Annotated in this window: 22 protein-coding genes; 9 read left to right on the top strand and 13 right to left on the bottom strand. The window is 71.5% G+C overall.

What is annotated here, in order from left to right; all coding sequences use genetic code 11:
- Positions 1-123 precede the first annotated feature (123 nt).
- The 3 genes from ABD844_RS01465 to ABD844_RS01475 all read left to right on the top strand — a co-directional run bounded on the left by ABD844_RS01465 (position 124) and on the right by ABD844_RS01475 (position 4,037).
- Positions 124-1,176, top strand: a complete 1,053-nt coding sequence (locus ABD844_RS01465) for a LacI family DNA-binding transcriptional regulator (protein WP_344872075.1) — start codon at positions 124-126, stop codon at positions 1,174-1,176.
- A 141-nt stretch (positions 1,177-1,317) separates the two neighbouring features.
- Complete coding sequence (locus ABD844_RS01470; RefSeq protein WP_344872077.1) at positions 1,318-2,511, top strand: hypothetical protein; 1,194 nt, start codon at positions 1,318-1,320, stop codon at positions 2,509-2,511.
- A complete protein-coding gene (locus ABD844_RS01475; RefSeq protein WP_344872079.1) occupies positions 2,508-4,037 on the top strand; it encodes a glucoamylase family protein in 1,530 nt (509 codons plus the stop codon). Before ABD844_RS01470 ends, ABD844_RS01475 begins: the two co-directional genes overlap by 4 nt.
- Positions 4,038-4,172: 135 nt before the next feature.
- Here the strand turns inward: ABD844_RS01475 and ABD844_RS01480 are convergent, their stop codons facing one another.
- The 7 genes from ABD844_RS01480 to ABD844_RS01510 form a co-directional block, all read right to left on the bottom strand.
- Complete coding sequence (locus ABD844_RS01480; protein ID WP_344872081.1) at positions 4,173-5,033, bottom strand: hypothetical protein; 861 nt, start codon at positions 5,031-5,033, stop codon at positions 4,173-4,175.
- A complete protein-coding gene (locus ABD844_RS01485) occupies positions 5,030-5,587 on the bottom strand; it encodes an RNA polymerase sigma factor (protein ID WP_344872083.1) in 558 nt (185 codons plus the stop codon). The genes ABD844_RS01480 and ABD844_RS01485 overlap by 4 nt, the downstream gene beginning before the upstream one ends.
- Positions 5,588-5,754: 167 nt before the next feature.
- Positions 5,755-6,585 carry a S1C family serine protease gene (locus ABD844_RS01490; protein WP_344872085.1) on the bottom strand — a complete coding sequence of 277 codons (831 nt, stop codon included), beginning with the start codon at positions 6,583-6,585 and terminating at the stop codon, positions 5,755-5,757.
- 298 nt (positions 6,586-6,883) lie between these two features.
- Entirely contained in the window at positions 6,884-7,267 is a 384-nt protein-coding gene (locus ABD844_RS01495; RefSeq protein WP_344872087.1) for a VOC family protein, read from the bottom strand.
- Positions 7,264-7,626, bottom strand: a complete 363-nt coding sequence (locus tag ABD844_RS01500) for a metalloregulator ArsR/SmtB family transcription factor (protein ID WP_344872089.1) — start codon at positions 7,624-7,626, stop codon at positions 7,264-7,266. The genes ABD844_RS01495 and ABD844_RS01500 overlap by 4 nt, the downstream gene beginning before the upstream one ends.
- Positions 7,613-8,047 (bottom strand): SRPBCC domain-containing protein, encoded by a 435-nt coding sequence (locus ABD844_RS01505; protein WP_344872091.1) that lies wholly within the window; start codon positions 8,045-8,047, stop codon positions 7,613-7,615. The genes ABD844_RS01500 and ABD844_RS01505 overlap by 14 nt, the downstream gene beginning before the upstream one ends.
- 177 nt (positions 8,048-8,224) lie before the next feature.
- Entirely contained in the window at positions 8,225-8,611 is a 387-nt protein-coding gene (locus ABD844_RS01510; RefSeq protein WP_344872093.1) for an ArsR/SmtB family transcription factor, read from the bottom strand.
- A gap of 67 nt (positions 8,612-8,678) precedes the next feature.
- On the opposite strand from ABD844_RS01510, the gene ABD844_RS01515 reads away from it, so the two are divergent.
- From ABD844_RS01515 to ABD844_RS01530, 4 genes are all read left to right on the top strand, one after another.
- Positions 8,679-10,673 carry a heavy metal translocating P-type ATPase gene (locus ABD844_RS01515; protein ID WP_425568489.1) on the top strand — a complete coding sequence of 665 codons (1,995 nt, stop codon included), beginning with the start codon at positions 8,679-8,681 and terminating at the stop codon, positions 10,671-10,673.
- A gap of 198 nt (positions 10,674-10,871) precedes the next feature.
- Complete coding sequence (locus ABD844_RS01520; RefSeq protein WP_344872095.1) at positions 10,872-11,378, top strand: RNA polymerase sigma factor; 507 nt, start codon at positions 10,872-10,874, stop codon at positions 11,376-11,378.
- Positions 11,375-12,334: a CU044_5270 family protein gene (locus ABD844_RS01525; RefSeq protein WP_344872097.1), complete on the top strand. Its 960-nt coding sequence runs from the start codon at positions 11,375-11,377 to the stop codon at positions 12,332-12,334. Before ABD844_RS01520 ends, ABD844_RS01525 begins: the two co-directional genes overlap by 4 nt.
- 341 nt (positions 12,335-12,675) lie before the next feature.
- Entirely contained in the window at positions 12,676-13,812 is a 1,137-nt protein-coding gene (locus ABD844_RS01530) for a pentapeptide repeat-containing protein (RefSeq protein WP_344872099.1), read from the top strand.
- 110 nt (positions 13,813-13,922) lie between these two features.
- Here the strand turns inward: ABD844_RS01530 and meaB are convergent, their stop codons facing one another.
- Positions 13,923-14,888: a methylmalonyl Co-A mutase-associated GTPase MeaB gene (gene meaB / locus ABD844_RS01535; RefSeq protein ID WP_344872101.1), complete on the bottom strand. Its 966-nt coding sequence runs from the start codon at positions 14,886-14,888 to the stop codon at positions 13,923-13,925.
- Between the two features lie 111 nt (positions 14,889-14,999).
- Between meaB and ABD844_RS01540 the strand changes: the two genes are divergently transcribed.
- The gene (locus ABD844_RS01540) at positions 15,000-17,207 is read left to right on the top strand and encodes a serine/threonine protein kinase (RefSeq protein WP_344872103.1); all 2,208 of its coding nucleotides are present in this window, start codon (positions 15,000-15,002) and stop codon (positions 17,205-17,207) included.
- On the opposite strand, the gene scpA is transcribed toward ABD844_RS01540, so the two are convergent.
- From scpA to ABD844_RS01565, 5 genes are all read right to left on the bottom strand, one after another.
- The gene (gene scpA, locus ABD844_RS01545; protein ID WP_344872105.1) at positions 17,201-19,348 is read right to left on the bottom strand and encodes a methylmalonyl-CoA mutase; all 2,148 of its coding nucleotides are present in this window, start codon (positions 19,346-19,348) and stop codon (positions 17,201-17,203) included. The two genes, ABD844_RS01540 and scpA, sit on opposite strands and share 7 nt — an antisense overlap.
- Complete coding sequence (locus tag ABD844_RS01550; RefSeq protein ID WP_344872107.1) at positions 19,345-21,111, bottom strand: methylmalonyl-CoA mutase family protein; 1,767 nt, start codon at positions 21,109-21,111, stop codon at positions 19,345-19,347. The genes scpA and ABD844_RS01550 overlap by 4 nt, the downstream gene beginning before the upstream one ends.
- A gap of 49 nt (positions 21,112-21,160) precedes the next feature.
- Positions 21,161-21,910, bottom strand: coding sequence for a peptidoglycan recognition protein family protein (locus ABD844_RS01555; protein ID WP_344872109.1), 750 nt, complete (start codon positions 21,908-21,910; stop codon positions 21,161-21,163).
- A 136-nt stretch (positions 21,911-22,046) separates the two neighbouring features.
- Positions 22,047-22,985 (bottom strand): S-methyl-5-thioribose-1-phosphate isomerase, encoded by a 939-nt coding sequence (gene mtnA / locus ABD844_RS01560; RefSeq protein WP_344872111.1) that lies wholly within the window; start codon positions 22,983-22,985, stop codon positions 22,047-22,049.
- Between the two features lie 51 nt (positions 22,986-23,036).
- Positions 23,037-24,902 (bottom strand): CASTOR/POLLUX-related putative ion channel, encoded by a 1,866-nt coding sequence (locus tag ABD844_RS01565; protein ID WP_344872113.1) that lies wholly within the window; start codon positions 24,900-24,902, stop codon positions 23,037-23,039.
- Between the two features lie 95 nt (positions 24,903-24,997).
- On the opposite strand from ABD844_RS01565, the gene ABD844_RS01570 reads away from it, so the two are divergent.
- The coding region (locus ABD844_RS01570; protein ID WP_344872115.1) for a serine/threonine-protein kinase at positions 24,998-25,963 on the top strand (966 nt) is incomplete at its 3' end.

Genomic DNA, 25,963 nt, shown 5'->3' on the forward strand with positions numbered 1-25,963 from the left:
GCGTGCACCCGACCGTCACGGTCCGTTCTCCGGCGGACGGCGGCCTACCCCGCCCGTACCCGCGTGCGCGGGGTGCCTTCGGGTTGCGGGCGCCGTCGGGCGTGGCATAGAGTCGCCGAAAACGTGTCAGCAAGCGTTTTCAGGGCGTGGGTGCCGGAGATGGCGAAGCGGGGCAGGCGCGCGACGACCCTCCAGGAGATCGCGCGGGAGGCCGGCGTGTCGGTCGCGACCGTCTCCAGGGTGGCCAGGGGCGTGGGCCAGGTCTCCGACGACACCCGCCGGCGCGTGCAGGCCGCCATCGAGCGCCACGACTTCCGGCCCAGCCGCCTGGGCAGCGGGCTCGCCCAGCGTTCCCACGGCGCGCTCGGCATCGTCTTCCCCGGCCTGTCGGGTCCGTACTACTCCGAGGTGATGGGCGGATTCGAGGAGGAGGCCGTCAACGCCCGGCTCGCCGTCCTCATCCTCGGCACCCACCTGCTCCGCGAGTCGCACGAGCTGGTCAGGGACACCGCGGCGCGGGTCGACGGGCTGGCCGTCATGGGCGGTGTGCTGCCCGACGAGCTGATCGACCGCCTGCGCGACCGCGGCGACCCGATGGTCCTGCTGGCCAGCCGGCCGCGGGCGGGCATTCCCACGGTCCGCACTGAAAACCTCTCCGCCTTCGACCGGCTGACCAGGCACCTGTTGGTCGATCACGGGTACGACCGGCTGACGTTCGTCGGCGACCCGGAGAACTCGCCGGACGCGGGCTACCGCTGGCAGGGGTTCGCGCAGGCGCACCGGCACGTCCGCGCCGAGCCGCCGGCCGAGCCGGTGCGGGTGGGGCTCACCCAGTCGGAGGGGTTCATCGCGGTCAACCGGCTGCTCGCGGCCGGGCCGCCGCCGCGCGCCCTGGTCTGCGCCAACGACGAGATCGCCATCGGCGTCGTGCTCGCCCTGCTGGACCGGGGGCATCGGGTGCCGCAGGACGTCGCGGTCACCGGGTTCGACGACATCCCGATGGCCGGTCTGCCGGTCTCCGGGCTGACCACCGTGCACCAGCCGATGCGCGAGCTGGGCCGGGAGACCGCGCGGCTGCTCCTGCGCGACATCGAGGGCAGCGGGCCGACCGCGGTCGACCGCGTGTTGGAGACGCATCTGGTGATCCGCGGTAGCTGCGGGTGCGGGGCGGCGTGACGCTCGCCCGACGTCGGTGACGTACCTCTGACACAAGGGTTGACAGGACCCACCGGGCTGCTCACTGTAGAAATCGTGCTGTAAGCGCTTACAGCAAGCCCGTACGCAGACCCTCGACGGGCTCGTCCCGAAGGAGGCACAGTGAATCGGTTACGTCGCTTGACCCGCAGTGCGCTCACGTTCGCGATGCTCATCACCACGGCCGGGCTCGGCCTGGCAACGACCACCGGGCCCGCCGCGGCAGCAGCGGAAGACCCGAAGGTCGGCACCCCCTGCACGGCCGCCGATCTCGGCAAACGCTCCCCGTACGTCAAGAGCAGCACGGTCACGCCGACGGTCACGCACTTCAAGACCTTCTACGTGACGGCCGGATCGGTCGGCAACCACACCGTCACCCTGCAGAAGTCCACCGTGGTCACCGTCACGGTCGGCACGAGCGTGACGATCACCAGCACATTCGACACCAAGGTCCTCGGCAGCGTCGCGACGGCGGTGCAGCAAACGGTGAACACGTCCACCGCCACCACCGACTCGGAGTCCACGGCCATATCCTGGACCTTCAACGCTCCGGGCTACTACGCCCTGTACAAGGGGACCCGGGCGGTGACCGGCGAGTACGGCAGCGTCAACTGCGGCCGCGTGGACAAGGGCGACGGCACGTTCGCCACCGAGTGGACCGACCGGCCCGGCGGCAGCTACACGACGTTCACGGCCATCGAAGAGGGCGCGATCACGTGCGACGACGTCGTACCCGCGGGGACCCTCATGAGGCTGGCGCAGGAGCGGCTCGGCTGCTTCGGGACCGCGCCCCGGCAGGAGCAGGAGACGCCCGCGCCCGAGAAGCAGGTGTCCGGAGAGGTGGTGGCGCCCTTCGCCGCGCCGCCGGGCTTCACCTGCGAGCCGGGCTACTACCGGGTCGGCACCCCGGACCGGCTGCTGAACTGGTGGAACGTCGACGGCACCAACGTGTTCGACCTCCGGGGCTGGTCGACCTCCACCCGCGCGATGTGGACCGTGTGCCAGGGGCCGGTGAGCAACGGCATGACCGAGCACGTGTTCATCAACCGCCAGAGCGGCAACTGCCTGACCCTGGTGAGCGGGGAGAACGCCAACGAAGGCGGCCGGCTCGTCGAGGACACCTGCCGGACCGTGGACGACCACCAGCGCATCTACCTCTACCGGGACGTTCCCGGCTCCACCAAGGTCGGCTTCCAGATCAAGAGCACCGGCTTCATGATCGGACAGGCCCGGGTGGCCGACCGTGAGCTGGTTCGCCAGTACAGCTCGGGCATGGCCGACGGCACCGGCACGTACATCCTGGAGAAGGTCGCGTGAAACGCCGCCTGATCATCCTGCTCGTGCCCGCCCTCACGGCGGTCCTGCTCGGCCCCTCCCCCGCCGCCGCGTACGGCGGCGACCGGGGCACCCTGATGCGCTACGCCGCGGACACCTGGCGCTCGTTCGTGGCCATGACGGAGCCGGCGACCGGCCTGCCGCACGACCACATCGGCGGCGACCTCGCCCCCTCCACCCGTAGCCGCTACACGTCCCCGACCAACATCGGCGGCTACCTGTGGAGCACCGTGATCGCCCGCGACCTCGGCATCGTCAGCCCGCGCGAGGCCGACCAGCGCATCCGGCAGACGCTGGGCACGCTCGACCGCATGCCGCACCACGAGCCGTCCGGGATGTTCTACAACTGGTACGACCCGGCGACCCTGGAGGTGCTGCGGGAGTTCCCCGGCAGCGGCGACCCGATCCATCCGTTCCTGTCCAGCGTCGACAACGGCTGGCTGGCCTCGGCGCTCATGGTGGTGCGCGCGGCCGTGCGCGGGCCCGCCGGCGCGCAGGCCACCCGGCTGCTCGGCGAGATGGACTTCGGGATCTACTACACCGCGGCGCCCACCGCGCAGCACAACCGCGGCGGCGGCCTCATGCGCGGCGGCTTCTTCGACGAGCAGCCGCCGCCCGGCCAGTGCACGGAGCAGAGCACCTACCAGGGGAAGTCGCTCTGGCTGGGCTGCTTCCACTACGACACCCACATCACGGAGGCGCGGATCTCCGGGTACGTCGGCGTCGCCCTCGGCCAGGTCCCCCAGGTCTGGTATTTCGGCCCGAACCGGACGTTCCCCGCGAACTGCGACTGGGGTTGGGTCGAGCAGCGTCCCGTCGGACGCGTCGACACCTACCTCGGGATCGAGGTCTTCGAGGGCACGTACGAGTACCGCGGCCGTCGGTTCGTTCCAAGCTGGGGCGGGGACATGTTCGAGGCGCTGATGCCGGCCATGTTCGTCCCTGAGGAGCAATGGGGCCGCAAGAGCTGGGGCCGCAACCATCCGGTCTACGTGCGCGGCCAGATCGAGCACGGTCTGATCGAGGCGGGGTACGGCTACTGGGGCTTCTCGCCGGCGAGCGACCCGTTCGGCGGATACTCCGTCTACGGCGTCGACGAGATGGGCATGGACCCCGGCGGCTACCCGTCGGACCGTGAGCAGACCAACGTCGACAAGGGGTACGAAGGCTGCCGTGAGCCGCAGTCGCCACCGACGTTCGGTGACGGCGTGGTGACCCCGCACGCGTCGTTCCTCGCGCTGCCGTACGCGTCTGACGAGGCGCTGGCCAACCTGCGCAAGCTGCGGCAGAACCTGGACGCGTATGGTCCCGGTGGCTTCTACGACTCGATCGCGGTCCGCTCCAACACCCCGGCCAAGCGCTACCTGGCCCTCGACCAGGCGATGGTGCTCGGACCGATCGGCAACGCGCTGCTGAACGACCGCCTGCGCCACTACTTCAGCGAGGGCGGGGCCGAGCAGCGCCTGCGCCCGGTCATGCAACTGGAGGAATTCCACCTGTCCGGCTGAGCCCGGAGGAGGCGGCCGGCCTTCGCCGGCCGCCTCACCTGACGTGATTCGGGGGAAACGGGCGAGCCGCCATCCGGCTGGCCCATCGCTGACCGATCACGCTCCACACGTGCCGGGCACGCACACCGGGTCAGGTCAGAACCCAGGCGGCGGGGTCGCCGCCGGGCCCGGCACGACGTGCAGGACGATCACGCCGTCGTTGTAGCTTTCCGCCTTCGCCACCGGCCGGCCCGGATCGATCCGGGAGGCGGGGACGTCCAACTCGGAGCGGAAGCCGTGGTCGCCGTTGCGCAGCGGCCAGTCGAGGGCGTAGGCCACCGTCAGGCCGTGCTCGCGCACGACGCGTGCCGCCTCGGACGCCGGACGTCCCGTGAGCTTCACCCCGGCCAGTGCCTCGCCCGGCCAACTGGCGTCGGCGGGGTGGGCGTACTTCTCACCCGGCTCGGCCGGGCGGCCCAGCCTGACCGCCGCGGGTCCCTCGATGTCCGCGGTGACGCTGAAGGCGGTGATGCAGTCGGCGACCCGCTCAGGGCAACTGGACCCGGTGAACGTCGCCGTCGCGTCGGGGTCGGACTTCTCGAATCCGAAGACGGACCCCGGCTCGCGCGGCGAGACGGGGATCAGCTCAACGGTGAGGTTGTTCAGGCCGACCTCGTGGAACGCCTTCTCCAGCTCCGCGGGATCGGGATCTCCTTCGGTGAAGTAGAAGGCGAACTCGTCGCCGACGCGGTCGATCGTCACCGCCTGGCTGGCGTACACCTGCTCGGAGGTCCCGAACAGGGACGGCACGACGACGATGGCTCCCGCCAGGGCGGCGGCCGTGGCCACGCCGAGCAGGGCGCGGCGGGGAGAGAGCATGAGCCGCCGCCGGGCCGGGGGACGTTCCAGCGAGATGATCTGCGTCAGCAGCGCGTCCGCCCCCGCGGTGGACGCGCTCCCGGCCAGGCTCTCGTCCAGCACCCTCGCCCGGTTCTTGAAGATCAGGTCGTTGTTCACCGTGACTCCTTCTCGATGAGCGGCCGTGCTGCGAAACGGGCCGATGAGCGGGTCTTCTCCAGGGCCTTGGCGAAGCGTCTGCGGGCCCGGTGCAGGCGGATGCGGGCGGCGTTGCGGGAGCAGTCCAGCACGTGGGCGATCTCGCCGGGGTCGAGCCCTTCCCACAGGGCCAGGGCGAGCAGTTCGCGATCGCTGTCGGCGAGCAGGTCCAGGGCCTCGTCCACACCGTTCGCGCCGTCCTGCTCGCTCTGGTGGGAGTGGGCGGCGTAGAGGTGTTCGAGCTCGTCCGTGAGTTCGGTGTGCCGGGTGAGCCTGCGTCGCTCGCCGCGGCGGTGGTTGGCCAGGACCCGCCGGGCCACGCCGTACAGCCACAACTTGCCGGCCTCGCCGTGGGGGAGCTCGGCTATCCGCCGCCAGGCGATCACATAGGTCTCGGCCACGATGTCGGCGGCGTCCTCCGGAGAGGAGCACCGCCGTACGGCGTACCCGAGGATCTGCTCATATGTTTGCCGGTACACCGCCTCGAACCGGGACCGGTCGTCTTGTTCATTCACGCGCCATCCTCGTCAGACCCTTCCGAACACTGCGGGCTTTCAGTTCCTACGTGTTCGCGGGCGACGGCAGAATTTCAGGTTGGGAACAGCGGCGCTCCCCGAGCGGGTCGGCGAGGTTGGGCATCGGCGCTGAGAACGATCTCGCGCGTACCGGGCTGCAACGATGATCAAAGCACGTCGACCAGGGTGGTTTCGGTGGTTCTGACGCTGCCGTCGGGCCTGCGGTAGGTGACGGGCACGGTGGCTCCGGCGCGCACTCCCGTGCGGGCGGCACGCTGCTCCCTGGCGTTCGTGACGGTCTTGCCGTTGAAGGCGATGATGACGTCACCTGGGCGGATCCCGGCCTTGTCGGCCGGGCCACCCGGCACGACATCGGACACCAGCGCGCCACTGTTGTCGGGGGTGTCCGCACGGCTGATGCCGAACAGGCCCTGCTTGCCCTCGGTGATGATCGCGTCGAGAGGCTGCTGCTCGCCGTCGATGCTCAGGCTTCCGCTGTACCGGGCCCGGGTCAAGGGGGCGTTGGGGTCGGCCTGGAGCCAGACGCGTACGGGCATGCTCCACCGCCACCGCCCCGGTGGCGTGCGGACGGTGGCGGTGGAGCCGTCGGTGGCGATGGCCTCCGCGCAAGGGCGGGGGCGGCAGTTCATCTCCAAGCGGGTGATGTGGGTGTAGCGCGGAGCGGTGAAGACGAACGTGCTCGAGGCGGGGCGGGTGCGGTTGTCTGGCGGGAAGGTGGCAGGCTTCGCGGTGCCCGGTGCGTCGAGCTCCGGCACTTCTTGCTGCGCCGCGACGCGTGCGGAGAGCGCGACGGGTCCATTTGTTCGGAGGGCTGTCGATCCGGCGGCCGGGAGCGCGGACGCGGCCTGGGCGGCTGCGTTGTGGTATTGGGTGCCGTTGACGGTGAGGGTTTCGTAGCCTGCCCAGGCGGGGGCTGACGGGGCCATGACCATCATTCCGGCGGCGGCGAGCACGGCAGGCGTGGTTGAGATGCGCAAGGGGGGTCCTCTCCGATCCGCGGTTTCGCTACATAGCGTTACCGTCGGCGACGCCAGGTAAACGACGCGGTGCGCGCGAGCCGGACCCGCCACCGCCGCGAGCGCCCTGGCCGCGCGCTCGGACATCGACCCCGACGCCGTCACGGTCACCATCCAGCGCGACAAGGCCGGGCGGTTCGGCTCCTTCCGGTGCTCGGAGTTCCCCCGCGCGCCGGAGTGACCTCTCCCGCGAAGCCCGCCGATGTGCTCACCGCAGGCCCGGGGCGCTGCCCGGCCTCGGGCTTGTGTCGTCGAAGGGTCAGCCGGACTCCGCGAGCAGGTGGACGACACCGGCCGGGTTCTTGATCCAGTGGGTTCTGGAGTCGAGGTTCTCCAGGGGCTCCACCTCGTCACACGGGTGGATGCCGATGTCGGCCAGTTTGCGGGTCGCCGCGTCCAGGTCGTCGGTGTGCAGTTGTAGCCACAGGTCGGGCCGGCTGTAGTTGTCGACGCAGTCGAGCCACAGCGTGTTGGGGCCGAACCGCACGGAATGGGTCCTCGAGACGGTCGGGGCGTAGGAGACGTCGTCCTCTTTGACGTCGAAGCCCAGGGTGTCGCGGTAGAAGGCCACGGTGGCCTCGTACTGGGCCTTGGGGATCTTCATGGCGAGGTTCAGACCTGCGGTGAATACTGGCTTGCTCATGATCGTGTGACTCCTTCGTTCGGGTCGGTGGCGTCCAGCGTGCGTTCCAGCGCGGCCAGCCGGTCGTCCCACCTGTTGGCGAGCCTGGCCAGCCACACCTGGGCCGCGCGCACGGCGGCCGGTTCCAGCCGGTACGGATGCCGACGGCCGTCAGGTGCGCCGGCACTGATCAGGCCCGCCTCGGCGAGCTGGCCGAGGTGCTTGGCGACCGCCTGGCGGCTGATCGGCAACCGTCGCGCCAGATCGGTGACGGTCGCGGGCCCGGCGCGGGCGAGCTCCTCCAGCAGCGACCGCCGCGTCGGATCGGTGAGTGCCGTGAACACCGCGATGGCCTGCTCTTCGGTATCAGGCGGCCGCATCGAGGTAGGCATTCAGGTCGGCCAGCTCCGTGTCCCATCCCTGGCTGTTGACCTTGTGGGCGGACCGGGCCAGATCGTCGGCCACCTGCGCGAACCCGCTCTCCACGAGGCGCAGCCGGGTGCCGTCGGACACCTGCTCCAGGGTGAAGTCCACCAGCGTCTGGGGCGCGTCCTCCTCCGGCAGCCCTTCGATCCCCCACCTGAACGCGAATCGGTGTGGTGGGTCGACCACCGCGATCGTGGCGACGGATTCGTCGTCGACGTCGTCCCAGCGGAAGAACGCTCGCCCGCCGGGCCGCAGATCTATCTCCGCCACCGAGCCGAACCACCGCGAGAGCCCTTCTGCGGTGGTCAGCGCGGCCCACACCCGTTCGATGGGGTGCCGTAGCACCACCACCCGCTCGATCGAGTCCGCAACCATACTCCCCCTCCTTCGCAACCTATGGGTTGCCATTAACAGGCAACCTACAGGTTGCGATAGCTGTCCGCAAGCCCCGGCACATTTCCTGGCCACGTGGCCGGAGCATCTGTACGTTTCCCGTACTCACCTCTGCCCGTGAAGGGGTCGGCCGACATGCATGGACAGGCGGCCCTTTGCCTACCCGGCGGCGGGCTCTTCGACGGCGGTGCGGCCGGGTGCGTGGTCCAGGTCGTCGTGGTCGATGTCGCCATCGATGTGGTCGGCGTGGTACAGGCCCTGGGTGAGCAGGCGGCGCACGTGCTCGTCGGCCGCGCTGTAGTAGACGAAGGTGCCCTCGCGGCGGCCCTTGACCAGACCGGCCAGCCTCAGCTTCGCCAGGTGCTGGCTGACCGCGGTGGGCGCGGCGTCGGCGAGTTCGGCCAGGCAGGCGACGTTGGACTCGCCCTGCAGCAGCGCCCACAGGATCTTGATGCGGGTGGGATCGGACAGCAGCCGGAACGACTCGGCGGCCAGGTGCACCTGCTCCTCGTTCGGCATGTCGAAGTCCGGCAACGACGTGTGCATACCCGCGAGCATATCCCTTCGCCTGCCTGCTTGCGTATCTGCGTGGATGCGCATATACGATGATGCGGTGACAACGGGATTGAGAACGCCAGCCGCCGGCCAGGTCGGCGCCGTACCGCCTGCGCGGGCTCTTGCGCCGCGCTGGTCGGGGATGTGGTCGCTGCCGGAGGTGCGCTGGGCCGTGCTGGCCCTGGCGTTGTTCGCCGTGGGCGGCGTCAGCCATCTGGCCGGGGCGCCGTCGTGGCTGTGGTGGGCGCTGTATCTGGCCTGCTACGCGGCCGGCGGGTGGGAGCCCGGCCTGGCCGGGCTGAAGGCGCTGCGCGAGCGGACGCTGGACGTGGACCTGCTGATGGTCGCCGCGGCGATCGGCGCCGCCGCGATCGGGCAGGTCTTCGACGGCGCGCTGCTGATCGTCATCTTCGCGACCTCCGGCGCGCTGGAGGCCGTGGCCACCAAGCGTACCGAGGACTCGGTGCGCGGCCTGCTCGACCTGGCCCCCGCCACCGCCACCCGCCTCACCGACGACGGCGGAGAGGAGACGGTACCCACCGAGCGACTGGCGCTCGGCGAGGTGATCCTCATCCGGCCCGGCGAGCGGGTCGGCGCCGACGGGCGGGTGCTGGAGGGGGGCGGCGAGGTTGACCAGGCCACCATCACCGGCGAGCCGCTACCGGTGGCCAAACAAGTGGGCGACGAGGTGTTCGCCGGCACCCTTAACGGCAGCGGCGCGCTGCGGGTACGGGTCGAGCGCGACCCGTCGGATTCGGTGATCGCCCGGATCGTGGCCATGGTCGAGGAGGCGTCCAGGACCAAGGCGCCGACCCAACTGTTCATCGAGAAGGTCGAGCAGCGCTACTCGATCGGCATGGTGGCCGCCACTCTGGCGTTGTTCACCGTGCCGCTGGTCTTCGGCGCCGATCTGCAGTCGACGCTGCTGCGCGCGATGACGTTCATGATCGTCGCCTCGCCGTGCGCGGTGGTACTGGCCACCATGCCGCCGCTGCTGTCGGCGATCGCCAACGCCGGACGGCACGGCGTGCTGATCAAGTCCGCCGTGGTCATGGAACGCCTGGGCCAGATCGACGCGGTCGCCCTGGACAAGACCGGCACCCTGACCGAAGGCGCCCCCCGCATCACCGACATCCGTCCCCTGTCCGGGGCCGCCCTGGACGCCGACGCCCTGCTGGCGTTGGCCGCAGCGGCCGAGCACCCCAGTGAGCACCCGCTGGGACGCGCCGTCGTCGCCGCGGCCCGCGAGCGCGGCCTTCAGGTGCCCGGGGTGGAGGACTTCGCCTCCACCCCGGGCCTCGGCGTCACCGCCACCGTTGGCGGGGTCAAGGTCGCCGTCGGCAGCCCTGAGCGGCTGCTGCGCGGCCTGAGCGGGCAACGCGCGGCCGACGCCGCCACCGCGGCCGCCGGGCTGGAAGGCCAGGGCCGTACCGCTGTCCTGGTCACCCTCGACGGCGTCCCGGCCGGAGCGCTCGGCATCGCCGACCGCCTGCGTCCGGACGCCGCGGCCACCGTCGCCTCACTCACCGCTTTGACCGGTGCCGCGCCGGTGCTGGTCACCGGCGACAACCCCCGCTCCGCCGCCCGCCTGGCCGGCGAGGTCGGCATCATCGACGTACGTGCCGGACTGCTACCGGCCGACAAGGTCGCCGCCGTGCGGCAGATGGAGAACGCCGGGCACAAGGTGCTGGTCGTCGGCGACGGCGTCAACGACGCTCCCGCGCTGGCCGCCGCGCACAGCGGGATCGCCATGGGCCGTGCCGGCTCCGATCTGGCCCTGGAAACCGCCGACGCCGTGGTGGTGCGCGACGAACTGGCCGCCATCCCCGCCGTGGTGGCCCTGTCACGGCGGGCCAAGCGCCTGGTCGTGCAGAACCTCGTCATCGCCGCGGTGTTCATCACCGGCCTGGTCGTCTGGGACCTGGTCGGCGAGCTGCCGCTGCCTCTCGGTGTCGCCGGGCATGAGGGCTCCACCGTCATCGTCGGCCTCAACGGCCTGCGCCTGCTGCGCGAGGCGGCCTGGCGACGTGCCACCGCTCAGGGATCCAGATGAACAACCGGCAGCTCCTTCTTCCCGGCACCGGCACCGGCACCGGCGCCGCAGCAGCTTGCCGTGAACTCGTTTGCTGACTTGTGTGAAAAGACGGGCGACACCACTTCCTTGGGAAGGCCCAACCACATGCCGCTCGGTACGACCCTGTCTGACGCCGCCCTGATCGAACGATCGTGGCGAGATCCCGAGGATTTCGCCTTGCTGTTCGACAGACACGCAGGACACATCCACCGTTATGTGGCCCGCCGGCTCGGCGACGACACGGCCGACGACGTCGTCTCCGAGACGTTCCTCGCCGCGTTCAGGCAGCGCCGCGACTACGACACCGCCCGTCCGGAGGCCCTCCCCTGGTTGTACGGCTTCGCGACCAACTTCATCCGCCGGCATCAGCGCGCCGAGATACACCGGTACAAGGCGTACTCGAAAATGGGCGTGCTTCCCGACGCCGACGACGCGGCGGAACAGGCTCTTGAGCGGGCGAGCGCGCATGCCGTACGCCGCCCACTCGCCCAGGCGCTCGCCTCGCTGAAGGCCCGCGACCGCGACGCCCTCTTACTCGTGGCCTGGGCCGACCTCACCTACGAGGAGGTCGCCAACGCCCTGTCCATCCCGATCGGAACAGTCCGTTCCCGCCTCAACCGTGCGCGGGCCATCGTCCGCAACGCCCTCGGCAGCACCGACCCCACGACGGAGCAGACCTCATGAACGAACGGACCGACCTGACCGGACTCCGCGACCTGTTCGCCGACAAGCCGCACCCCACGGCGGACCGCCTCGCCCCCGCCCGTACCGCCCTCCTGACCGAAGCCCGCACGACCCGGCGGCCCCGGGCGCGGGCGGCCGGGGTGCGGCGTCTGTTGCTGGCCGGCGGCCTGGTCGCGGCGATGACCGCAGGAGCCATCGCCGTCCAGACGTTCAACCCCCTCGCGCCCGCAAGCGCCGCCGAGGTCCTGAGGCTGGCGGCCGAGGCCGCGACCGCCACCCCGTGGCCGGAACCCCGCGACGACCAGTACCTCCACTACGAACGGTTCGCGGAGACCCGCAGCGAGGACGGAGTTCCCAACGTCGGTCCGCGCCACATCACGGGCGAGGTCTGGGAGTCCGTCGACGGCTCCCGCCCAGGGCTCCTCTGGCACAAACCATCGAAATCCAGGCCACAAGACCACGAGTACCAGGAGCTCCTGACCCGGTGCCCCGAACGTGGCGCGGGGCGCCCCGCCTACGCCGACCTCCGAAAGTGGCCGACCGACCAGGAGCAGCTCCGGCGCAAGCTGGCCGAACGCGGTAACGAGATGGTCCCCGGCAAGGACACAGTGACCCGGACCTGGAACGGCGTCCTCGACATCCTCGGCAGCCCGGTCCCGCCCAAGCAGCAGGCGGCCATCTTCAAGATCGCCGCGACCCTGCCGGGCATCGAGGTGGAAGAGCTCAAGGACGCCACCGGCAAATCGGGCATCGCCGTGACCCGCGTGGACAACCTAGGCCCCGGGGGCGCCATCTCCCGCGAATCCCTCATCTTCGACAAGACCTCCTACGTCCTCCTGGGCGGCCAGGAACTCGTGCCGGGGTACGGGCGTGAACTCTGGTCCATCACCCGTCCGCAGGTCACCGACGCGCTCCCGGCCTGGTCCAAGTCCCTGAAGCGGAGAGGCTGCGTCTGAGCCTGCGCTCACCGGACGACCACAACCGCGGCTGAGTCGAGCCGCGCTTCCGGTCCCGGCTGCACGGCGTCCCAGCAGGAGGTCTCCCAGAGGACTCCTTTCTCTGGGTCCGCCCTTTCCCGTAAGTTGGATCATGGCCAGGTGAACGGTGCGATAGGGATGCGACCATCAGACCTCCCCGTGTACCACCGCGCGAGATCATCGCCGCGGCCGTTGCCGCGCGGGCCCGCCGTGCCGCCCGGGGCACGGCCGCGCCAAGCGCGTCCGCCACAGCCGAGCCTTCCGTGGCACCGGATCCGGCTCCGCGGCGTTGGCTCCGGCTGCTCTCCCTGGCTGCGGTCGTGGTGGCGATCGCGGCCTGCGCGGGTGCGGCGGCCGCGCTGCCGATGCCGGATTGGGCGCGGTGGACACTGACCGGTACGGCGCTCACGGGCGTGGCCTGCCTGCTGCTCGCCCTCCTGATCGGCCCGGTCGCGCGGCGGCTGGCAGGGGAGAGCACCCCGTTGAGCACTGCCGAGCGCCGGCAGATGAGCCCGGCCGAGCGCGTCGAAGCCGTCAACGCCGCCCGGCACACGCTGATCCAGGCCGCCACCGGCATAGTGGTGATCGGCGGTCTGGTGTTCACCGCCCAAGGTCTGTGGTACACCGCCGAGTCTCTGAACACCGCCCGCGAGGCCCAACTCCTCGCGGTGGACGGCCAGCGCCTGGCTGAACAAGGCCAGATCACCGACCGCTACACCAAAGCCGTCGAACAGTTGGGATCAGCCAAACAGGACGTGCGCCTGGGCGGCATCTACGCTCTGCAGCGCCTGGCCGTCGACTCACCCCGCGACCGGGACTCGATCCGCAATGTGCTGGCCGCCTTCGTCCGTAGGAACGACTTCTGCACGGCGACAGACGAGCAGCCGAAACTCCCCACGATCTGCACGGCGAAAACGGCAACCCACGAAAAGCTCCAGGAAGTACGTCTTACCAAGCCGAAGGCGGATGTGTCAGCGGCCATGACCATCGCCGCCAATCTGGCGAGCAGCGGACGTGGTGACGGCACAACCCCTTTCGGCGGCCTTGCCGACTTTTCTCAGGTCCGCTTTCACCGAGCGGAGCTGACCGAGATGAGCCTGCGCAACGTGGACCTGAACACGGCGTTCCTGGGCGGTGCGCAGCTGTACGGCGCGGATCTGCGCGGCGCGGACCTGAGGTTCGCGTTCCTGGGCAGTGCGAACTTGGACGAAGCACACCTGGACGGCGCATATCTGGCCGCGGCCTCGTTGTCCGGTGCGAACCTCCAGGGAGCGAACCTGCGCGGAGCGTTCCTGCAAAGCGCGGACCTGAGCGGAGCGGACCTGCGCGGGGCGGACCTGAGCGGAGCAGACCTGCGCGGGGCGGATCTCAGCGGCGCGGACCTGGAGGGCGTCAAGGGGAAGACCTCGCAGCAGATACGTGCGGAAGCGATCGTCGATGAGACGACCCGGTTCTGAGACCGCGCCCTCACCGCTGAACACCGGCCAGCGGCTTCGAACCGCGCGATCGACATGACCTGGAATTCCTCCAGGAATCTGGCGGAAGGCCGCAGGCGATCTCCCCGTCCTCAGGATCGGGGGCGTCTGAAAGCGGAAAGGAGTCTGTCCGCGGCCAGAGCCGGGGTGATCTCTCCGGCCAGCACCTCGCGCTCGACCTCCTCGGTGATCGCCACCACCTCGGGGTCGTTGCGCAGCTCAGACAGCAGCCGGTCCTGGACGAGCGTCCAGGTCCAGCGGACCTGCTGGCGGCGGCGTTTGGCGGCCAGGTCGAGGGCGTCCTGGTGGGCCAGGACGTGCCGCCAGAGCTTGTCGAGCCCGTCGCCGGTCAGCGCGCTGCAGGTCAGTACGGGCGGCGGGGCGTCACCTGAGCGCAGCAGGCGCAGTGCCCCCGACAGTTCGCGGGCGGCCTTCCTGGCGGGCAGTTCGTACTCGCCGTCGGCCTTGTTGACGGCGATGACGTCGGCCAGCTCCAGCACGCCCTTCTTGATGCCCTGGAGCTGATCACCCGTGCGGGCCAGGGTGAGCAGCAGGAACGTGTCCACCATGTCGGCCACCGAGGTTTCCGACTGGCCCACGCCGACGGTCTCCACCAGGACGATGTCGAAACCGGCCGCCTCGACCACGACCATGGCCTCCCTGGTGGCCTTGGTGACGCCGCCGAGCGTGCCGGAGGTGGGCGAGGGGCGGATGAACGCGGCGGGGTCGGCCGCCAGCCGGGACATGCGGGTCTTGTCACCTAGGATGCTGCCGCCCGTTCGCGTGGAGGACGGGTCCACGGCCAGCACGGCGACCTTGTGCCCCTGCGCGGTCAGCCGGGTGCCCAGCGCGTCCACGAACGTGGACTTCCCGGCGCCGGGCACCCCCGACACGCCGACCCTGCGGGCCCGTCCGGAGAGGGGGGTGAGGTCGACGAGCAGCCGCTGTGCCAGCGCCATGTGGTCGGGCCTGGTCGACTCGACCAGCGTGATCGCGCGGGCGATCCAGGTACGTGACCCCGCCCGTACGCCGCGGGCGTAGTCCTCCAGCGAGTGCACCCCATTTACCCCCTTCTTCCCAGTTGATCAGCCTAACTTCTGACAAGTCTTGACCTTTGCGAGTAGGGTGCTGGAGTTCTCATCTCAGCCGTCACAGGAGTCACTCCCCTCATGCCCAACGTCGAACCCCTTCGCGAGGGCGACCCGGCAGCGGTGGGACCCTACCGGCTGGTCGGTCGGCTCGGTGCGGGCGGCCACGGTGTCGTCTATCTCGGCCAGGCACGCAACGGAACCCCCGTCGCCGTCAAGGTGCTGCGCGAGGGGCTCGCCGTGGGCGAGCGCCTGGCCAAGGAGATCGCCGCAGCGCGCAAGGTCGAGCCGTTCTGCCTCGCGCAGGTGCTCGACGCCTCGACCAGCGGCAGGCCGTACATCGTGGCCGAGTACGTGGACGGGCCCTCGCTGCAGCAGGCGGGCCGGCACGGCGGGCCGGAGCTGCTGCGGCTCGCCGTGGCGACCGCGACCGCGCTCGACGCCATCCACCAGGCCGGTGTCCTCCACGGCGACCTCACCCCCTCCAACGTCGTGCTCGGGCCCGACGGGCCGCGGGTGGTGGACTTCGGCATCGCCGTGGCGCTGGGCTCGGGCATGAAGGCGACCAGCAACATCGTGGGGACGCCCGCGTACATGGCGCCGGAGCAGCTCGCCGGGAAGCCGGTGGGGGCGGCGGCCGACGTGTTCTCGTGGGCGTCGGTGCTGGTGTTCGCGGCCACGGGGGTGCCGCCGTTCGGCGATGACGCGCTGCCCGCGGTGATCAACCGCATCCTGAACGAGGAGCCGCAGCTCGGGGAGCTGGGGCGGCCGCTGCAGGAGATCGTGGCGGCCTGCCTGGCCAAGGATCCGGCGGCCCGGCCCGCGATGCGCGACGTGCTGCTGCGGCTGGCCGCGCCCTCGCGGCGGCAGCCCGCCCCGTACGCGGCCCCGACGTCCGGCGCCGCACCCGCCACCGGTCCCGCCCATGGACTGGGCCATGGCGCGTCCTACGGCGCCACCGCGGACCAGACGCCCGACGTGGCCTGGGAGCAGACCCCCGACCGATCGTGGGAGCCGCCCGTGAGCCCCGGAGCCGAGACGGCCGTGCTCCCGAGCCTGCCCCACGTGAGCGCCCCCGGCCGTACGCAGAGCACTCCCCCGCCGCACCGCGCCCGGGAGCCCTACCAGGATCCCTACCAGGACCCGGCGCAGCCGTCCGGCCACCGCCGATCCCCGGACCCGCGCCACGACCCGCGCCACGACCCCGCGGCGGCCCATCCCGCTGACAGCGGCCCGCAGCACGACGCCCGGTCCGCGTACTCCGCGTACCCCGGCCCTCACCAGGGTGCGCCATGGAACGACCAGCCGTACCGGCATCCGGTCGCGCACCACGAGGATCCGGCGCAGGCGTACGAGCAGTGGGGCGGCGCCCCCAGGTACGAGGCCGCCGGGCACGAGGGCTCCGGTCACGAGGCCGCCGCTCACGGGGGCGCAGAGCAGGCGGCCTCGTCGATGCAGGCGCTGTTCGACCTCTCCTCCCCCGTCGAGACGCCCCACGCGGCCCCGGCGGCACCCGAGCCGCCCGCGTACGAGCAGCCCGCGTACGAGCAGACGGCGTACGAGCAGACGGCGTACGAGCAGACGGCGTACGAGCAGGCGGCGTACGAGCAGACGGCGTACGAGGCCCAGGCGAGTGGCGTCGTGGAGGACCAGGCACGGGAGGCCGGGCAGGAGCCGCGGCCCGCCGGGAAGCGCCGCGGGCGGCGCCGGCTCAGGACCGTGGTCATCGCTCTCGTGGCCGGCCTATGCGTGTGCGCGCTGGCCATCGCGATCGTCTGGCTCACCCCGACCACGCCCACCCCGAAGACCAAGAACATGGCCGTCACCGGCGCGGCCACGACCTCCCCCGAGGACTCCCCCGCCACGACGCCGACGGAGACCCCGTCGCGCAGGACGCGTACCGCCAAGCCCACCCCGCAGACGGACGACACCCCGAGCGCCCTCCCCACCGACGGGGAGACGGTCCCGGCCGCGGGCGCGCTCAAGCTCGTCTCCGTACGCCCCAACGGCACGCGGAACGGCGACTGCTGGGCGGGCGGCGAGGTGGCGCTCCAGGCGCTGGTCCAGCGTACGGGCGCGCAGGTGAACTTCACCTACACCTGGGTCATCGACGGCGCGTCCGCGGGCCGCTCCTCGGCGATCATCTCCGAGGACGGCCGGCGCTACATCACCTCGCCGCGCGCGCTCAGGAGCACCGGCGGCGTCCACAACGTCACCGTGCGGATCACCTCGCCCGTCTCCGTCCAGCGGACGATCACGGTCACGATGTGCGAGCAGGGCACCTACTGACGGTTCGCGAGCTGCTCCAGCAGGTCGAGGGCGGCGTCGGCGATCACGGTGCCCGGAGGGAAGATCGCGGCGGCGCCCGCGGCCCGCAGCTCGTCGTGGTCGCCGGGCGGGATGACGCCGCCCACGACGATCATGATGTCGGCGGCGTCGAGGGCGGCCAGGGCCGCGCGCAGCGCGGGCACCAGCGTGAGGTGCCCGGCGGCCAGCGACGAGACGCCCACGATGTGCACGTCGGCCTCGACAGCCTGCCTGGCGACCTCTTCCGGCGTCTGGAACAGTGGGCCGACGTCGACGTCGAAGCCGAGGTCGGCGAAGGCGGTGGCGATCACCTTCTGGCCTCGGTCGTGGCCGTCCTGGCCCATCTTGGCGACCAGGATGCGCGGCCGGCGGCCCTCGGCCCGCTCGAAGTCCGCGCACGCCCGGCGGGCGCGCTCGATGCCGGCGGCCGACCCTGACTCGTCGCGGTACACGCCAGTGATGGTACGCACCTGCTCGGCGTGCCTGCCGAACACCCGCTCGAGCGCGTCGGAGATCTCCCCCACCGTGGCCTTGGCGCGGGCGGCGTCGACGGCCAGCTTGAGCAGGTTGTGCTCCAGGCCGGGGGCGGGGTGGCCGGCGGCCTTGGTGAGCGCGTCGAGGGCGCGGCCGACGGCCTCGGGGTCGCGTTCGGCCCTGAGGCGGGCGAGCTTGTCGAGCTGCTGGGCGCGTACGGCGCTGTTGTCGACCTTGAGCACCTCGATGTCCTCGTCGCTCGTCACGCGGTACTTGTTCACGCCGATCACGGGCTGCCGCCCGGAGTCGATGCGGGCCTGTGTGCGGGCGGCGGCCTCCTCGATGCGCAGCTTGGGCAGCCCGGCCTCGATGGCCCTGGCCATGCCGCCGGCGGCCTCGACCTCCTCGATGTGGGACAGGGCGCGTTCGGCGAGGTCGTGGGTGAGGCGCTCGACGTAGTAGGAGCCGCCCCAGGGATCGATCACCTGGGTGGTGCCGGACTCCTGCTGCAGGAGGAGCTGGGTGTTGCGGGCGATGCGGGCGGAGAAGTCGGTGGGCAGCGCGAGGGCCTCGTCGAGGGCGTTGGTGTGCAGGGACTGGGTGTGGCCCTGGGTGGCGGCCATGGCCTCGACGCAGGTGCGGGCGACGTTGTTGAAGACGTCTTGCGCGGTGAGCGACCAGCCGGAGGTCTGGCTGTGCGTACGCAGGCTCAGCGACTTCGGGTTCTTGGCGTCGAAGCCCGCGACGAGGCCGGCCCAGAGCAGGCGGGCGGCGCGGAGCTTGGCGACCTCCATGAAGAAGTTCATGCCGATGCACCAGAAGAACGACAGCCGCGGCGCGAACCGGTCGATGTCGAGGCCCGCGCCGACCCCGGCGCGCAGGTATTCGACCCCGTCGGCGAGGGTGTAGGCCAGCTCCAGGTCCAGCGTCGCGCCGGCCTCCTGGATGTGGTAGCCGGAGATGCTGATGGAGTTGAATTTCGGCATCTTTTCGCTGGTATAAGCGAAAATATCGGAAATAATCCGCATCGAGGGGGCCGGGGGATAGATGTAGGTGTTGCGGACCATGAACTCCTTGAGGATGTCGTTCTGGATGGTCCCCGCGAGCTGCTCCGGCGGCACGCCCTGCTCCTCGGCCGCCACGATGTACAGGGCGAGCACGGGCAGGACGGCGCCGTTCATGGTCATCGAGACCGACATGCGGTCGAGCGGGATGCCGGCGAAGAGCTGCCGCATGTCGTAGATCGAGTCGATGGCCACCCCCGCCATGCCCACGTCGCCGGCCACGCGGGGGTGGTCGGAGTCGTAGCCCCGGTGCGTGGCCAGGTCGAAGGCCACCGACAGGCCCTTCTGCCCGGCCGCCAGGTTGCGCCGGTAGAAGGCGTTGGAGTCTTCCGCCGTGGAGAAGCCCGCGTACTGGCGGATGGTCCAGGGCTGGTTGACGTACATCGTGGGGTACGGGCCGCGCAGGTAGGGGGCCGCGCCCGGATAGGTGCGCAGGAAGTCGAGCCCGTCGAGGTCGGCGGCGGTGTAGAGCGGCTTGACCGCGATGCCCTCGGGCGTCTCCCAGACCTCGCCCTCCGGCCGCGGGCCCGCCGCCGCCCGCTCCGGCAGAGGGCTGAGCGGGATGTCGGAGAAGTTCGGGATCATCGGGTCACCTCCAGGTCGTCGAACGTCTCGCGGAGGACGGCCAGGGCGTCGCAACCGGCGTAGAGGTTGTCGTCGACGCCTTCATAGCTACCCTTCCCCGCCAGCCACACCTTTCTCGCACCCGCTTTGCGCAGTGCGGTGGCCACGGCGGCGGCGTGCTCGTCGTAGAGCCGGTCGCTGGAGCACAGGCAGGCGACCACGGCCCCGCTGACGGCGAACGCGGTGGCGATCTGCTCGGGGTCGCTGCCGGGCCCGGCGGTCTCGGTGGCCAGGCCGCCCGCCTGGAAGAGGTTGGCGGCGAACGTGGCGCGGGCGGTGTGGGCGGACAGCGGGCCGATGGTGGCGAGGAACACCGTGGGGCGCTCGGGCTGGGCGTCGGCCAGATCGCGCAACCGCTCGAACGGCTCGGCGTAGCGCACCGGCGGCGGCGCCCCAGGAAGCGCGCCCGGCGGGGTCTGCGCGGCCGGGCCCCGCGGCGCGGGCGTGCGGCGCACGGGCTTCTCGGCGAGGTCGGGGAACTCGCTCACCCCCGTGATCGGGAGCCGGCGGTGGGCGACGTCGTCCTCGCGGCGGGCGCGGGTGGCGGCGATCCTGGCCGCGACGAGGTCTCCCGCCTCCGCGATGCCCCCCGCCGCCTCGATCACCTGGAACAGCGCCCAGGACGCCTCGGCCAGGTCGGCGGTGCGGCGCTCGACGTACCAGGAGCCGCCGGCCGGGTCGATCACCCGGCCCAGCCCCGACTCCTCCAGCAGCAGCGACTGCGTGTTGCGGGCGATGCGGCGCGAGAAGGAGTCGGGCAGCCCCAGGCAGGCGTCGAACGGCTGCACGGTGACCGCGTCCGCCCCGCCCACCCCGGCGGCGAAGCAGGCCAGGGTGGTGCGCAGCATGTTCACCCACGGGTCGCGGGCGGTCATCATGGCCGAGCTGGTGACCGCGTGCTGGAGCTGCCCGCCGGCCTCGGGGGCGCCGCAGACCTCGGCGACCCTGGCCCACAGGCGGCGCGCGGCGCGCAGCTTGGCGACGGTGGCGAACTGGTCGGCGGTGGCGGCGTACCGGAACTCTAGCTGGCCGAGCGCCCGCGCGGTGGAGAGCCCGCCGCCGGTCAGCGCCCGCAGCTCGGCGACGCCCAGCGCGATCGAGCAGGCCAGCTCCTCGGCGTCGGCCGCCCCCGCGTCGTGGTACGGCGTCGCGTCGACCGTGACGGCCCGCAGCCCGGGGAAGTCGGCGGCGCAGCGCAGCGCCAGCCCGAGCCCGCCGGGCCCGCGCAGGCAGGAGGCGCCCAGGTTGCCGATCGGCGCCGTGCCGCGGTCGGCGGCCAGGCCGAACAGGACCTCGGCGGCCTCGCGCGAGCGCTCTCCGGCCTCCAGGACGACCGGCGCGAGGTCGAGGTAGACGTCCTTCAGCACCGTGCCCAGCTCGCCGACCGGGATGGCGCCGTCGCCGACGACCAGCCAGAGCGAGGTGGCGCCGTTCTCCAGGTCGGTCAGCACGGCCTCGGGGTCGGCCACGGCGTGCCGCTGCCGCACGTCCCATCCGGCGGCGGCGCGGGACCCGCGCACGTAGGGGGCCGCGCCGGGCGATCCGGCGTCGCCCGGCAGGTCGTCCACGTCGTAGAGGGGCGCGATCTTGACCCCGTCGTAGGTCGTCCTGCACAGCGCCTCCTCCGGCGCGCCGGCACCGGCCCAGGACCTGCGCAGCACCTCCGCCGCCAGAGCGCGCCAGTCGTCCCGTGAGATGGACGTGAACCCCGCTGCCAGTTCCATGTTCGGATAGTAGGCGGAACATCGGAAACCGAGTAACCCGGGGCGGAACCTAGCCGCCCGGCGCCTCCCACGCCAGCCGCCACGTGACCGGCCCCACGATGCCGTCGTCGGTCACGCCCTGCTGCCGCTGGAACCGGCGGCACACGTCGCGCGAGGCGGGGCCGTAGGCGCCGTCGACGTCGAGGTCCCAGCCGCGTTCGCGCATCTGCGCCTGCCAGGTGCGTACGTCCTGCCCGCGCGTCACCGGCGGGTACGTCAGCGGCCGCCCGGGAAACGGCGGCGTCGTGGGGCCCTCGGCGTCCTCCCCCGGGCGGGGCGCGCCGCGCCTGACCCAGCCGTAGAGGGGCGCGCCGGGACAGTCGGTGGCGTAGCCGTCGCGGTGACCCTTGATCTCGCGGCCGGCGTCGCCGCTGTCGCGTACGTACTGGACGGCGTCGAGGATCGCGTGCAGGATCGCGTCGGGCGGCTCGATGAGCCCGGTGTTGCCGACCAGCCCGAGCACGGCGTAGTGGCCGGAGTTGAGCCCTGGCCCGTTCGCGGCGGGCAGGTGGTGCAGCCCGCGGCCCTCGAACACCTTGCGGTGCGGGCAGGCCACGAACGAGTAGCCGATGTCGATCCAGCCGTTGCCGTCCATGTGGTAGCTCTGGATGGAGCGTACGAGGGCCACGCAGCGGTCGTGGTCGGAGACGATGGCCGGATCGACCCTGCCGCCCGTGTAGTGGACCTTGACTCCCTTGGTGGAGTCGAGCTGTGTGTAGTCGCCGCGCGGCGCGCGGGCGTTCCAATCACGTCGTGTCACCAGGTCGATGGCCACAGTGATCTCCGGGGGGTCGCGGTCGTGACGACTGAGCGTAACGCGGGGAATGCGCACAGGTCCCGGAGATCGTGGATTTCGTCTGGGTCGCGGCCCGTCCTGTCCTGTCGTGTCCTGTTCTCTAGGGTCTGATCACCCGCTGCTCCGTCACGATCGCGCTGATCAGGTCGTGCGGCGTCACGTCGAAGGCCGGGTTCAGCGCCGGGGTGCCCTCCGGCGCCACGCGTACGCCTCTGATGGTGACGATCTCGTCGGCGCCCCGGTCCTCGATCTCGATCTGGTCGCCGGTGGGGGTGCTCTGGTCGATCGTGGACTCGGGCGCGACCACGATGAACGGCACCCCGGCCCGTTCTGCGCCGAGCGCGAGCGCGTACGAGCCGATCTTGTTGGCGGTGTCGCCGTTGGCGGCGATGCGGTCGGCGCCGATGAGCACCGCGTCCACCTCGCCCTTGGCCAGCAGGTACGGCCCCGCGGAGTCGGCGATGAGCCGGTGCGGCGCGCCCATCCTGGCCAGCTCCCACGTGGTGAGCCGGGCCCCCTGCAGCAGCGGGCGGGTCTCCAGCGCCAGCACCTCGGTCAGCCGCCCGCGCTCGTGCAGGGTCTGGACGACGCCCAGCGCGGTGCCGCGCTCGACGGCGGCCAGCCCGCCGGAGTTGCACACGGTCATGATCCGCAGCCGGTCGCCTTCGAGGAGGTCGGCCCCGCGCTCGCCCATGGCGCGGCAGGCGGCGATGTCGTCGTCGCGGACGCGCAGCGCCGCCGCGAGCACCGCCTCCCGTCCATGGCCGAGTCGGGCGGCGGCCTGGTCGACGCCCCAGGCCAGGTTGACGGCGGTGGGGCGGGCCGCGCGCAGCTCGGCGATCTGGCCGGGGTCGCCGTCGGCCAGCACGACGCCGAGCGCGCCGGCCACGCCGAGCGCGGGAGCGCCGCGCACGGCCAGGCGGCGGATGGCGTCCACCAGCTCGGCGACCGTCTGGATACGCAGCATGACGCACTTGTCGGGCAAGAGGGTCTGGTCAACGAGCTCGACGGCTCCGTCCACCCAGTCGATGGTCCTCACGGGCAAACGCTAACCCATCACCCGAGCGGGAAACGTCTCTTTCCCGGCAGGTCAGCGTTCCGCCAGGACGATGACGGAGTCGCCGGGCCCCAGCGTGACGGATTGGGACTTGTCCGGATTCAGGACGATGCCGTAATGCGGTGGTTTGTTGCGCGCCGTCGCGTCGCGGTAGCCGATGGCGGTCTCGCCCCTGCGCCGCGCCGACTCCACCACCGTGGAGAACGACACCTGCGTGCCCGCCCTGACGTAGTCGCCCGCCGCGCGCGGGTAGATCTCCGAGCCGCGCGAGTCGAAGAGGTAGCCGAAGACGTCCGCGAGGTGGCGGTTCTCGGCGAGCTGGGCCAGCAGCAGGCCGATGACCGTGTCGCTGATCACGATGTCGTCGGCCTCGGTGACCTCGGCCAGGGCGCGGTTGTTCTCATCGTGCATCTCGCTGACGATCGAGTAGTGCTCGCCGAGCGCGCTCTGCATGTCGCGTAACTGGAGCAGGGTCATGAGCGTGCGCGTGTCGGAGTGGCGGGCCTCGAAGCGGTCGTCGGAGAGCACGATGACGTGCTGGAACAGGCCGACGCCGAGCGACTCCAGGGCGAACCTGTCGGAGGTGTCGCAGTCCTTGACGTTCACGGTGAGGTGGTGCAGCCCGGCGAGGCCGGAGCCGGCCTTGGGGTGGTCGGAGGCGATCTCCAGGACCGAGCCGGGGGCGACGTAGCCGTCGAGGTAGCGGACGATCTGCTCGGCGCGGCCGTTCCAGTTGAGCAGGAGCGTGCGCTCGGGCTCGGCGGGGGCCTTGCCCGCCATGACCACGGCCGGCTCGTCCAGGGACGGCTTGCCGGCGGCCAGGCGTACGTGGGAGTCGTCGTGCGCGATGACGATGACCTGGTCGTCGGCGTTGACGACGGTGTCCATGGGCGGGTTCAGCACGACGCCGGACGGGCGGCGCAGGCCGATCACGGAGGCGGTCTGGTAGGCGTGCAGCGCCTCGCCGTACGTGATGCCCACGAGCTTCTTCGGCGTGCGCAGGTAGACCTCGCCGCCGTCGAAGTTGAGCAGGTCCATGCAGACCACGGACATGCCGGACTGGCGCGAGGACTGCACGATGAGCCGGGAGGCGGTGTCGTCGGAGTCGACGAGGTGCACGTCAGGGCCGCCGGCCAGGCGGGCGGCGGCGATGTTGCGGCTGGAGGTGAGCGCGGCCACCACCGGGGGGTGGGCGCCGTCGCGCTTGGCCAGGGCGAGCAGGATCTTGATGACGTGGGCGTCGGGGTCGTCCCCTTCGGGGGAGAGCACGACCACCGAGTTGGCCGTGGCCAGGTTCATCAGGGCGAGGTCGCGCGGCTCCGTGGGCCGCCCGGTGCGGCAGACCAGCCGGGTCCCGCCGAGGCTGCCGACGTGCTCGCGGATCTCCTCCTCCATGTCCAGTTTGTCGCGGTCGGCCATGACGGCGATGACCGAGCGCTTCTGGCTGGCCTGCGCCTTGACCAGCTCGGTCACGATCGTGAACACCTGGTCGGACCAGCCGAGGATCACCGTGTGCCCCGACTCGACGATTCGCGAGCGTCCCCTGCGCAGGCGGTCGAGCCGCTCCTTGAGCCCGGTCGACAGCAGGCCGACGAGCAGGCTGACGATGAACAGCCCGCCGAGCGACCCGGCGAACATCACCGTCATGTACGCGATCGAGCCCTTGTCGCTGGCCACCTTGCTCGGGGTGAGCGCGTGCATGAGGGAGATCCAGAGCACTTCCCCCGCGTTCTCCACCCCCTCCGGCTCGTTGGGCGCCAGCCACAGCGTGAGCACCGTCACCACGACGATCATCGCGGCCGACACCACCGCCAGCCAGCCGATCAGCGACGCCGTCCCTCTGGACATGGTGTTGTCGAACCAGTACCGCGCCCGTTCGCGGAACGTGATCTTCGACACTTCCCGGATACCTCCGCGTAAGGAGTGATTTGACACGACGAAACAAGGTACCGGTGGATCTTTGCTTCCGCATGGCGACCGGTAACGTAGCGACCATGGCGAGCCCCCTCACCCCCGACGATCCGGCGACGCTGGGTGTGTTCCGTCTGGCCGGACGGATCGGCGAAGGCGGGCAGGGCGTGGTCTACCTCGCCCACTCCCCCGACGGCGAACCGGTCGCGATCAAGTTGCTCAACACCGGTGACAAGGAGACGCGGGCCCGCCTGGCGCGCGAGCTGGACGCGCTGGAGGGCATCGCGTCCTTCTGCACGGCGCGGGTGCTCGACGTGTCCACCGGCGGGGCGCGGCCGTACGTGGTGAGCGAGTTCGTCGAAGGGCCGTCGCTGGCCGAACGCGTACGCGACCGCGGGCCCCTGCGCGGCGGCGAGCTCGAACGCCTCTTCGTCGGCACGGCCACGGCGCTGGCGGCCATCCACGCGGCCGGGATCGTGCACCGCGACTTCAAGCCGGCCAACGTGCTGCTGGGGCCTGACGGGCCGCGGGTGGTCGACTTCGGCATCGCCAGGGCCGAGGGGGCGGCGACCATCACCTCGGGGCTGATCGGCACGCCCGCCTACCTGGCGCCCGAGCAGATCGGCGGCTCACCGGCCGGGCCGGCCTCCGACGTGTTCGCGTGGGCGGCGTCGATGGTGTTCGCGGCCACGGGCACCAGCCCGTTCGGGGCCGACACGGTGCCGGCCGTGCTGCACCGGGTGCTGCACACCGAGCCGGACCTGTCGGCGCTGCCGCCGCGGCTGCGTGAGGTGATCGCGTCGTGCCTGGCCAAGGATCCGGCGTGGCGACCGGCGGCGCAGCAGCTCATGGTCTCCCTCGTCACCCCGGGCCCGCCCCGGTCCCCGGCTGCCGAGAGGGGCGGCTCGTTCGCGGCCACGGGCCCGCCACCGCCCGCGACCGGCTCGTTCGCGGTCACGGGGCCGCCACCGCCCGCGACCGGCCCGCGAAACCCGCCGCCCCAGCCGGTTGCGGGGCCGCATGGGCCCGCGCCCGCGGCGTTCCAGGGG

The organism is Nonomuraea antimicrobica (assembly GCF_039536965.1).
Lineage (GTDB): Bacteria > Actinomycetota > Actinomycetes > Streptosporangiales > Streptosporangiaceae > Nonomuraea > Nonomuraea antimicrobica.